This window comes from Granulicella aggregans (assembly GCF_014203275.1).
GTDB lineage: Bacteria > Acidobacteriota > Terriglobia > Terriglobales > Acidobacteriaceae > Edaphobacter.
In genome coordinates, this window is the sequence record NZ_JACHIP010000047.1 from 1 (window position 1) to 9,882 (window position 9,882).

Below are 9,882 nucleotides of genomic sequence, written 5' to 3' on the forward strand. Positions count from 1 at the left end.
GAATGACCGAGGCAGTGGCACGCCCTGAGTCTCATCCGTGAAGGTGCAGCGCCAGCGGTCGTTGACCAGGACAAACGCCATGCGAACCCGCCGCGGCTGATTCGCGGGATCGCAACGGGATGTCGACTCGCCGACGGCATTGCGTCGAGCCGCTGCTTTCGAGCTTGCGGTCAGCGTGGCTACCATAAGGTTGACGATGGACTTGCATTGCGGTCGGATCAATCCGCACGAAGCGCACGCAGATCTGTTGGCAAACTGCGAAGGATTCGACCCTGTAAAGTTTGTCTGGCACGTATCCCAGTCCCGATCACCTGTGTCAGAGTTCGATTGGCTCGAGCCACCATCGCCCGGCTATCAGCGGACCAGGCTGGCGCTACAGCACTACATACCTATGCTGTCCAAACCTGAGATCATTCTCCAGCGGGTCGGCAAAGCGGTGAACGTGGGGGATTCCTACGCCGGATTAGCTGCTCTACGTGCTGTCTTAGTGCGAGACGGGGACCTGACGCCGGGTGAGATGGTCGGATCATCTTTGATCTATGACGAGAGCACTGCCACGGCAGTCAAATCGTTCCAACATCGGCATGGACTGAATCCTGATGGCGTTCTAACTGCCGAGAGCTACCGGCAGTTGTCTGTGTCGATCGAGGACCGAGTGGCTCAGTTGCAACTCACGTTGGAACGTTGGCGATGGATTTCGCAGGCGTTCGCTGAACCCCCAATCGTTGTCAACATTCCCGAATTCAAACTTCGCGCTTATGACTCTAACCTGAGGGTTGTGCTCGCGATGGAGGTGATCGTTGGTGGAGCGTACCATCGCCAGACGCCAGTCTTTCAGAATCAGATCTCCTCCATCATCTTCCGGCCCTATTGGAATATTCCTCAGGACATCCAGCACCGTGAGATGGAACCAGCGATGCGGCGCGATTCGACTTATCTGGCCAAGCATGACTACGAGAAAGTGAGTATCCCCGGAAAGGGCTTCCGTATTCGGCAGCGGCCTGGCGACCGCAATGCGCTTGGCCTGATCAAGTTCTCACTTCCAAATCGGTACGACATCTATCTTCACGGTACGCCGCTCCCTAAACTCTTTGAGAAGACTCGTCGCGACTTCAGTCACGGATGTATTCGACTGAAAGATCCTGCTGCATTGGCTGTATGGGCTCTACAGCTGAATGGTGGTTGGTCCAAAGAGAAGGTAGAAGCTGCGATGCATGGCGAGCAAACAACAACGGTATCCCTCGTCAACCCTATTCCAGTCTTGATTGTGTATGCAACAGCATTCGCTGGTGAAGACAACGTTGTGTACTTCCTCCCCGACATTTACAAAGAAGACAAGAGCCTAGCAGCACTGCTGCAGGCGGCCAGCAAGAAGCGTCATGCAGAGAATGTGGAAGATGCCGGCGCCCTCTCTGGAGCGATCAACAATCAAGTCGAAGGCAGGAACTCTAAAGGGTCTTTATAGAAGCCTTCACCGGGGAGTAGCGTATCTAAATGACTATGACAATGACAAAATTTCGCACTCTCGGATGCTCCGGTCTTGTGGTCAGCCCTCTCGCCCTTGGCGCAATGACGTTTGGTACGCCACGCTGGGGCTCGCCCGACGATGTCTCCGAAGCAATCTTCAATGCTTACGTCGATGCTGGTGGAAACTTCATCGACACCGCCGATGTCTACGCCAAGGGCAAAAGCGAAGAGCTGACAGGTGGGTACATTGCTGCGCGTAACCTCCGCGACAAGCTGGTTCTCGCCACCAAATTTTCCTTCAATGCGGAGCCGGGAAATCCCAATGCCGGTGGCAACGGCCGAAAGAATCTCCATCGCGCTCTTGAGGGCTCGCTGCGTCGCCTCAAGACTGACTATGTTGATCTCTTCTGGATGCACGTCTGGGACCAGGTAACTCCAATGGATGAGGTCCTGCAGTCGATGGGTGACCTCGTTCGCTCCGGCAAGATTCGCTACTTCGGTTTGTCAGATGTCCCCGCTTGGTACGCCGCGGCGATGGCCGCCATGGCACGCGTTCAGGGTGTCCCCGGCCCCATCGCTTTGCAGATGGAGTACTCGCTTACCGAGCGTGCCATCGAGTACGAGTACATCTCGATGGCGCGCGAATTTAGCCTGGGAATCACCCCCTGGAGTCCTCTTGCCGCTGGTTTTCTGGCTGGAAAATACAGTCGAGACAGCAACGGCAATGTGCATTCGGGCGGTGGCAGACTAGATCTGAACCTGCCATCGTTCCAGAAGTTCAAGGACAAGAACTGGCGGGTGCTCGATGTACTGCGTAAGGTGAGTGACGACGCAGGCGTTCCATTGGCGAAGGTGGCGCTTGCCTGGGCATCAGCACAACCAGGAATTACGTCGCTGATCCTGGGAGCCAGCAAGCTTGAGCAGTTGCATGACAACATCGCCTCTCTTGAGCTCACGTTGAGTCCAGTACAGGTCGAAACACTTAACGAGGGAACGGCTCCAGAACTGGTGAGCCCCTACCTGATGGCTCGACCTGAAGTGAAGCGTGGCATCTTCGGAGGTACAGAAGTTCAGAGCTGGGGCTGAGCTACACGTTTCTACGCGGACAGTCCGTTAGATGGTTCAGATTCGCAAGTTGGCAATGCATGAGAGAAAAGAGGATAGATATGGCAAGCAGGATAGACCCACTATTAGTTCAGCTTGAGAAAGATCGCTCCGAACTCGCAAGAGCGCAATTTGAGCAACAAGCAATCGAGGCACAGCCAACTCATCTGGGGTTTAGCGACGCAACTCAGCGGATCAAACTCGTCTATGAGGAAGATGCCCTTGCTGAACGCATCCACAAAGACCGAGAGCGTTTGGCCGATGCGGATTTACTCCCGCCACCAGTGAAATGATTGGGCCGTATGCTAACGAGCAGCCGGATTGAGAGGCTGGTGTCGACTCAGTCGATGCCAGCCTCTCTTCTCATTGCTTTCTGTAGAGGAAGGTGGCCGAAATGGCTAATGGCCGTGACCGCCGCCATGATTGCCACCGCCGTGATTGCCACCGCCGCGTCCCTGAGAGCCAGCTCGATGTTCGCCAGCGCCGCTATGGCCGGCCTCGCCGACATGCCCTTGTCCATCGCGTGCTTCGTTGGGTTGGAAATGATTGAAAGGCCGATCCCCGTGGCCAGGCATAGGGCCAGCATATCCGTGTCGCGGATCGAAACGATTATCGACGTGACCGTAGAAGCCCCGGTGGCCATGGAACCACGGGCCTGCTCCAATGAATAAACCGCCATTGAACCAATCAGGTCCATAGTAGCCGTATGGGGAGCAATCGTAGGGAGAGTAGTCGTAGTATCCGTAGGGGCATCCAGGTTCCACGCCAATGCCAATGGCAATCTGGGCGGGCGCTGCCGTCAGAGGAGCGATCAAACTGACGCAGAGAGCCGAGAGGGTCAGAATCTTTATGTGAGCCATAGTTCTCCTAGTTGCTAAGAGTTAATATCTGCCGTTGTTTGTGCCGGAGCTGAGCACTGTTGCTCAGAGACTTAGGGACTGAAAGCCGCACACGGCGCGCCGTCGGGATCATCAATGAGATCTGATCACGGTGAACCTGGAGGCCAAGACTCTGGCGAGTCAGGATGCCGCAAAAGTTACAGTTGAGCAAAAGGGAACAGCTTCTCTGCTGTTGCTGGAGATACGGTTGGGATCAGCGGTCTCGATGCGGCATGTGGCTGCCCTCAGCGCTTCCTTACGCGCCACTTTGGAGGAGCGATGTCAGACGAACACGCGATTCCTCACACAGGTTCCGTTATTTCCATAAGGGGCAGTGTTGTAGATGTTCTATTTCCTGGACGATTGCCCTCTGTGTTCTCGATTCTGCGCTGTGGCACGAATGAATCCATAGTGATTGAAGTAATGGAGCAACTTGATGAACGTCGCGTGCGAGGGATTGCGCTCACTGTGACCCAGGGGCTTGCTCGTGGAATGGTAGTCAGAGATACGGGCACACCTTTGCGAGCACCTGTAGGCAAGACAATCATCTCGCGCATGTTCGATGTCTTTGGTCACGCTATCGACCGCCAAGCAGAGCCAGTGGATATATGAGCGCCGGAGCAAAAATAGACCAGGTAGCGCCGCGTGAGCGGGGCTTCGTGGCGGTGTAAAAGGGATCCACCGCCGGAGACTGGTTTTGCGGGGAGTTGCCTTGATTGGCGGCCCTGTGGGACACCGGAGGGATGTTCAAGGTGGAGCTATACGGGCGGGTTCGGCGCGCGGTTCTGGTGGATGGTGTGAGTCAGCGGACGGCGGCGCGTGAGTTTGGGATCTCGCGCAAGTCGGTCCGGAAGATGGTGGCGTTTTCTGTGCCGCCTGGGTATCAGAGGCAGCAGCCAGTGAAGCGGCCGAAGCTGGGCCCGTGGGTCGGCGTGATCGACGCCATTCTGGAGGACGACAAGCAGAGACCGGCCAAGCAGCGGCATACCGCGAAGCGTGTCTGGGAGCGGCTCAAGGAAGAGCATCAGTTCACGGGCGGCTACACGATCGTGAAGGACTACCTGCGTTCGGCGGCACAGCGTAGCCGTGAAATGTTCATTCCGCTGGTGCATCCCGCGGGCGAGGCGCAGGCGGACTTCGGCGAGGCGCTGGCAGTGATCGGCGGCGTGGAGTGCAAGGCGCATTATCTTGTGGTGGATCTACCGCATTCCGACGACTGTTTTGTCATGGCGTTTCCCGCCGAGACGACCGAGGCCTTCCTCGAAGGTCATGTGAAGGCGTTCGCGTACTTCGGCGGCGTGCCGACGCGCATACTCTACGACAACACGAAGATCGCGGTGGCGAAGATCCTTGGCGGCACCGAGCGCAAACGCACGCGGGCGTTCTCCGAACTCCAGAGTCACTATCTATTTGCCGATAAGTTTGGACGGCCTGCGAAGGGCAACGATAAGGGCAAGGTCGAAGGCCTTGTGGGATATGCGCGGCGGAACTTCATGGTTCCGGTACCGTGCTTCGCGACCTGGGAGGCGTTCAACGCGCATCTCGAAGCCAAGTGCCGCGAGCGGCGGGAGCGCAAGCTGCGCGGGCATAAGGAGACCATCGCCGAGCGCTTCGAGCGTGACCGGGCTGCGTTGCTGTCGCTGCCTGCAGCGCCTTACGAGGCCTGCGAGAAGGTCTCGGCGCGAGTGAGTTCCTTGGCTCTGGTGCGCTATCGCGGCAACGATTATTCGGTGCCGACACGGCATGGACATCTTCAGGTGCTGGTGCGGGGCTACGTCCACGAGGTCACCCTCGCCTGCGGCAGCGAGGTCATCGCGCGGCACCCGCGCAGCTACGAACGCGAGGCCGTGGTCTATGATCCGCTGCACTACCTCGCGCTGCTCGAACAGAAGACGCGTGCGCTTGACCAGGCCGCGCCGCTTCAAGGCTGGCACTTGCCCGCGTGCTTCGCCACCTTGCGCCGCCTGCTGGAAGCGAGGCTGAAGCACGGCGGGCGCGAGTATGTGCAGGTGCTGCGTCTGCTTGAGACCTTCAAGCTCGACGAACTTACCCAGGCCATCGAAGACGCGCTTGAGCTCGGCACGATCGGCTTCGACGCGGTCAAGCATCTGCTGCTGTGCCGCATCGAGCAACGACCGCCACGGCTCGACATGGAGAACTATCCACACCTTCCCCTGGCCCAGGTCCGAACCACGCAGGCCGCCGATTACATGACTTTATTGGAAGGAGCGAGCGCATGAGCGAGACCGCCGCAACCATCGAAACGCCGCAGCTTCTGCTCGACCACCACCTCAAGGCGCTGCGCCTGCCGACCATGCTGCGCGAGTACGACCACGTGGCGCGGCAGTGCGCGGCCGAGGACCTCGACTATCCCCGGTATCTACTCCGCATGGCCGAGCTTGAGCTGCTCGACCGCGAACGCCGCGCCACCGAGCGACGCATCAGGCAGGCGAAGTTCCCCATCACCAAAAGCCTCGACAGCTTCGACTTCCTCGCCATGCCGACGCTCAACAAGGCGATGGTGCTGGAACTGGCGCGGTGCGAGTTCCTCACGCGCCGCGAGAATGTGCTGCTGCTCGGCAACAGCGGAACCGGCAAGACCCACATCGCGCTCGCCCTCGGGCTCGCCGCATGCCAGCAAGGACACCGCGTCCGCTTCACCACCGCCGCCGCACTGGTCCATGAACTGATCGAAGCTCGTGATGAGCGGAAGCTGCTGCGCTTTCAGAAGCAGATCGCCGGCTACGAGCTGCTCATCGTCGATGAACTCGGCTTCGTGCCGCTGTCGAAGACAGGCGCCGAACTGCTCTTCGAGATGCTCAGCCAGCGCTACGAGCGCGGCTCGACCATGCTGACCTCGAACCTGCCCTTCGCCGAATGGACCGAAGTCCTTGGCTCGGAACGCCTCACCGGAGCTCTGCTCGACCGCCTCACCCACCACGTCCACATCCTCGAGATGAACGGCGACAGCTTCCGCCTCAAACAAAGCCGCCGCAAACGGACACCCAACTCCTAGCCCTACCCCACCAAACGCGCCGCGCGGGGGCGAAGGCCTCTTCCGCTACGCTCCAGAGGCCCTCGCCCCCGCAGTCCCCAACAACCTTCGCAAACTCAAAAATGGCTCCCTTTTACGCCGCCACACTGGTCTCCTTTCACGCCGCCCTTGACAGCACGCTGTCGTCTGAGCCACCCGCCTTGCTTCGAATGAGTATGAAAATATCCAAGGCGTTAGCAATATTACGTATGTTTCCCGCGACGCTCATAAGCTCATCAACCCCGGGAAGAGCGTCAGTCAACGTTTCAAGACGTTCGCTTATGTGCCGTAACTGGTTAGCTTCGACAGAGATATTTTCAAATGGACCGAGGTAGTTCTTTTCAGGCAGGAACCCCTTCCTATCGGGTGCCTCTGACTTAGAACTAATAACGATCGGTGAACCCGCATCTTCAAGCATGCGAACCGTCGCTGTTTCGCCAAGTAAGGTTAGGAATAGTCGGAGCATCTGAGCAATCAGGATGATTCCCACCTCCAGATCGTCATCCCCACGCAGTGGGCCTTCACGCTCGCCCAGGCCGTGCAACCCTCCATCTCCCGTGACGTTCACAGCATCGAGAGTTGGAAACTGCGACTTCGCTAGATATAAGGCGCGAGAAGCGAGAGCATGAAACGCGTCAACCCCGACAGGAGCACAAAACCGCGTGCGAAGCTTTTCGTAGACCCGCAGTGTAGCCAGTTCGCTCTGTACTTGAAGTGAGCCAGCATCGACCTCGGAAGCAATGAGCCTCCTGGCCCAGTCGCAAATCATTGGCGGAGGCACCATCGGTTCTCTCCTTGAACACTATCCTGGCTTTGGCAAGATAGACGTACTGAAACGTCGTTTCTGCCCGCGGTTCAGCGGCGCTTACGAGGCAGAATTTGCGTCTCGACACAATACGGAAGCTACCACGAGGGCATTTTGAAAAGTGGAGCACTATTGACCGCGTTCAGCCAGTAGAACTGGTGACTTGTCCCTAGCTCACATCTAGCACGCCCGGCGCCGACTCCGTCGTGCGCCGGCCTGCCAGCACCTCAGTCAAGACCTCAACCCGTCGTAACTCCTGCTTGCTCATCTGTAGCCAACCCATCTGCCGCCTCCAACCCTCAACTCAGGATGGGGCATCGACACTTTGGCTTTGCAGAGCTACGACATTATTGCTTTGCGCTTACAGGAGCAACTATACATATTATCAGACGTGCTGTAAATAGCCGCGTCATTCAAGGACTTCGGAGTTGGAATTGCGTATGTACATACGCAATTCCAGGTAGGCCTGGCCTGGTGACTTCAAAGAGTCTTCACCAATCGATGAACATTTGAGTGCTTGAGTCCGCGGCGGAAGAATGTTAATCTCCCTTCATGATGGCGAACAAAGGGAGAAGCTAATGAGCCACCCAACAGATGGAAGTTTCCAACTCACGGCGCTACCTGACGGGCTTAGCGAACAATTTATGGAAGCCGTGCTCGAAGACATGGATGATCCCCAGCCGAAGCGTCCATTGCAGTGCGTCACTGTAAAAATGCCTCTTCCGGCGTATCTAAGAATGAAGAAGGCTGCGCAGAAGTGGAATCTTACCTATACCGATGTGATCAATTTCTGCACGGAGCGCGTCGTGCCAGTACTCGAAACACCGTCGGGTAAGGTCGCAGAAAAGCTCGAGCAGCACCGGCTTGAGGTCGAGGCCAAGAAGGCGCTGCGGGCTGCTCGATCCAAGGTCAAGATTTAGCGCCTGTGGGTGGCGGGATCACTATGTCCGATAACGCATCTTATGTACAGTAGGTACAATTCAGCATGGCCACTGAAGAGCAGCTCCGTAAGTTGATTTCAAAATGGACCGGCGACAGCGACGGCTTCCGGGCGGAGGCACGTCGCTTGGAACTCTCTGACCTTAGCCGTCACGCAACCTCAGTCGCAATGCTGGAAGCTCGTACTCAAGCAATTGACCGGTGCATAGTTGACGTGCAGATTTTGCAATAAATCGCTATCTAGCCATTTTGCAACTGCAGCTCAGCCCCTAACCCGTACCTCAAGAGGAGCTCTCTCAAATGCGCTCTGAAAATGTTTTCTTGGCAGCGTCACGTATTCCAAACCGGTATACCCTTTGCCACGCACTAGCTCAAGCTACGCGGCAGTTGCACGTTACTTCTACGCGTACCCAAGACACCACGAATAAAGTTCTTGTCGACATCGGTAGCGGAAGCTATGGCATGGTTGTTAAGTCTCAGGTACTGCCCCCTCCGCCGACCGAATTAGACGTTCTTCTTTCCATCTAACGTAAGCGATACATGCATGGTTTCCGATCGATTCAGTCGATCGCGTTGTAGTCCTAAACCGGGTTATGACCAGTCTCGACTGAAGCAGCCCGTCCGGACGCCTCACGGTAGCCCTGCGGCTCTCGAACTTGCCGAGAACGCCGACTTTGCGGCAGGTTGCTTTTGTGTTCTCTTCTAAACCATGCGGATGATCACACTGTTGAGCTTGATGACTCTCGTAGGCTGTTCGCCGCCGCAGAAGAGTGCTCGATACGTGGTGCTTCCGTCAGCAGAAGGCAAGAGGATCTTTACCACCGACAACGCTTGGCAGCCTACGGCCACCCAAATCGAATCAGCAGAATCGCATCTTTCACAAATCATCGGTCTTCATACCCAGTGGCCAGGAGATACGAGGATCATAGAGAACCCAGGCGGCTACTACAGGCAATATGTGCCGGTTCAACTTGACGGCAAGGAGCTTCTCTTCGTGAATGCCTTCTGCGCCAGGGGGCTAACGGCTGAGTGGCGGAGTCAGCTTGTCGACGTCTCCGACGGCGGCGAATGCTATTGGAAAGCCACCTTCGATCCAGTGACCGAACGCTACTCAAATCTGGTGATCAACGGCAAAGGGTGAGTTCACCCCGTTGAAACGTGCAGCAACGGCGAGATTGCCGAAAACACAGGCGGTCTCAACCGGTCGATGCAACACTGGCATGGAGTTTACTAGCCGGAGTTTCAAAATCCAACGTCTTTCGCGGGCGCTGATTGAGGCGCAGAGCTACCTTGTTGAGGTCGGCTTGAGAGTAGCCGGATAAGTCGGTTTTTCTTGGGAAGTACTGTCTTAGAAGTCCGTTGGTGTTTTCGTTGGTGCCGCGCTGCCATGGGCTCTGCGGATCACAGAAGTACACGTTCACCTTCGTGGCCACGGTAAAGGTCTTATGCTTGGCCATCTCGAGTCCGCGGTCCCAGGTCAGCGAGCGCCTCAGAGACGCGGGCAGTTTCCGAACCTGCCGAGTGAGCGCGGCAACGACGGTCGCCGTGTCCTTGCTGGATACTTTGACCAGGATGGTGAAGCGTGAGTGCCGTTCTACCAGAGTCGCGATGTGACTGTTGCCGGAGCCGCTGAGCAGGTCTCCCTCCCAGTGACC

General features: G+C 57.1%; 12 protein-coding genes. 8 read left to right on the top strand and 4 right to left on the bottom strand.

Features of this window, described 5'->3' with window-relative positions:
• A partial coding sequence (locus tag HDF16_RS30440; protein WP_221313408.1) for a hypothetical protein occupies positions 1–222 on the bottom strand: 222 nt, incomplete at its 3' end.
• Between HDF16_RS30440 and HDF16_RS29320 the strand changes: the two genes are divergently transcribed.
• The 3 genes from HDF16_RS29320 (at position 176) to HDF16_RS29330 (ending at position 2,864) form a co-directional block, all read left to right on the top strand.
• Positions 176–1,465, top strand: a complete 1,290-nt coding sequence (locus HDF16_RS29320; protein ID WP_348641466.1) for a L,D-transpeptidase family protein — start codon at positions 176–178, stop codon at positions 1,463–1,465. The two genes, HDF16_RS30440 and HDF16_RS29320, sit on opposite strands and share 47 nt — an antisense overlap.
• A 29-nt stretch (positions 1,466–1,494) precedes the next feature.
• Entirely contained in the window at positions 1,495–2,553 is a 1,059-nt protein-coding gene (locus tag HDF16_RS29325) for an aldo/keto reductase (RefSeq protein WP_246410481.1), read from the top strand.
• Between the two features lie 80 nt (positions 2,554–2,633).
• Entirely contained in the window at positions 2,634–2,864 is a 231-nt protein-coding gene (locus HDF16_RS29330) for a hypothetical protein (RefSeq protein ID WP_184224390.1), read from the top strand.
• A 47-nt stretch (positions 2,865–2,911) separates the two neighbouring features.
• Here the strand turns inward: HDF16_RS29330 and HDF16_RS29335 are convergent, their stop codons facing one another.
• Positions 2,912–3,268 carry a hypothetical protein gene (locus HDF16_RS29335; RefSeq protein WP_184224391.1) on the bottom strand — a complete coding sequence of 119 codons (357 nt, stop codon included), beginning with the start codon at positions 3,266–3,268 and terminating at the stop codon, positions 2,912–2,914.
• A gap of 460 nt (positions 3,269–3,728) precedes the next feature.
• Between HDF16_RS29335 and HDF16_RS29340 the strand changes: the two genes are divergently transcribed.
• The 3 genes from HDF16_RS29340 (at position 3,729) to istB (ending at position 6,465) form a co-directional block, all read left to right on the top strand.
• Positions 3,729–4,061 (top strand): hypothetical protein, encoded by a 333-nt coding sequence (locus HDF16_RS29340; protein ID WP_246410483.1) that lies wholly within the window; start codon positions 3,729–3,731, stop codon positions 4,059–4,061.
• Between the two features lie 131 nt (positions 4,062–4,192).
• Positions 4,193–5,689: an IS21 family transposase gene (gene istA / locus HDF16_RS29345; protein ID WP_184224392.1), complete on the top strand. Its 1,497-nt coding sequence runs from the start codon at positions 4,193–4,195 to the stop codon at positions 5,687–5,689.
• Positions 5,686–6,465: an IS21-like element helper ATPase IstB gene (istB, locus tag HDF16_RS29350; RefSeq protein ID WP_184224393.1), complete on the top strand. Its 780-nt coding sequence runs from the start codon at positions 5,686–5,688 to the stop codon at positions 6,463–6,465. Before istA ends, istB begins: the two co-directional genes overlap by 4 nt.
• Positions 6,466–6,601: 136 nt before the next feature.
• On the opposite strand, the gene HDF16_RS29355 is transcribed toward istB, so the two are convergent.
• Entirely contained in the window at positions 6,602–7,267 is a 666-nt protein-coding gene (locus tag HDF16_RS29355; protein WP_184224394.1) for a hypothetical protein, read from the bottom strand.
• 599 nt (positions 7,268–7,866) lie between these two features.
• Here HDF16_RS29355 and HDF16_RS29360 point away from each other — a divergent pair.
• Positions 7,867–8,208 (top strand): hypothetical protein, encoded by a 342-nt coding sequence (locus HDF16_RS29360; protein WP_184224395.1) that lies wholly within the window; start codon positions 7,867–7,869, stop codon positions 8,206–8,208.
• 746 nt (positions 8,209–8,954) lie between these two features.
• Complete coding sequence (locus HDF16_RS29370; RefSeq protein WP_221313410.1) at positions 8,955–9,368, top strand: hypothetical protein; 414 nt, start codon at positions 8,955–8,957, stop codon at positions 9,366–9,368.
• A 55-nt stretch (positions 9,369–9,423) separates the two neighbouring features.
• On the opposite strand, the gene HDF16_RS29375 is transcribed toward HDF16_RS29370, so the two are convergent.
• The coding region (locus HDF16_RS29375; RefSeq protein ID WP_184224401.1) for an IS30 family transposase at positions 9,424–9,882 on the bottom strand (459 nt) is incomplete at its 5' end.

Coding starts and splice junctions, on each gene's coding strand:
- HDF16_RS29335 (WP_184224391.1), bottom strand. CDS start 3,268: ATGGACCTGATTGGTTCAATGGCGGTTTATTCATTGGAGCAGGCCCGT.
- HDF16_RS29325 (WP_246410481.1), top strand. CDS start 1,495: ATGACTATGACAATGACAAAATTTCGCACTCTCGGATGCTCCGGTCTT.
- HDF16_RS29340 (WP_246410483.1), top strand. CDS start 3,729: ATGTCAGACGAACACGCGATTCCTCACACAGGTTCCGTTATTTCCATA.
- HDF16_RS29355 (WP_184224394.1), bottom strand. CDS start 7,267: ATGGTGCCTCCGCCAATGATTTGCGACTGGGCCAGGAGGCTCATTGCT.
- istA (WP_184224392.1), top strand. CDS start 4,193: ATGTTCAAGGTGGAGCTATACGGGCGGGTTCGGCGCGCGGTTCTGGTG.
- HDF16_RS29330 (WP_184224390.1), top strand. CDS start 2,634: ATGGCAAGCAGGATAGACCCACTATTAGTTCAGCTTGAGAAAGATCGC.
- istB (WP_184224393.1), top strand. CDS start 5,686: ATGAGCGAGACCGCCGCAACCATCGAAACGCCGCAGCTTCTGCTCGAC.
- HDF16_RS29360 (WP_184224395.1), top strand. CDS start 7,867: ATGAGCCACCCAACAGATGGAAGTTTCCAACTCACGGCGCTACCTGAC.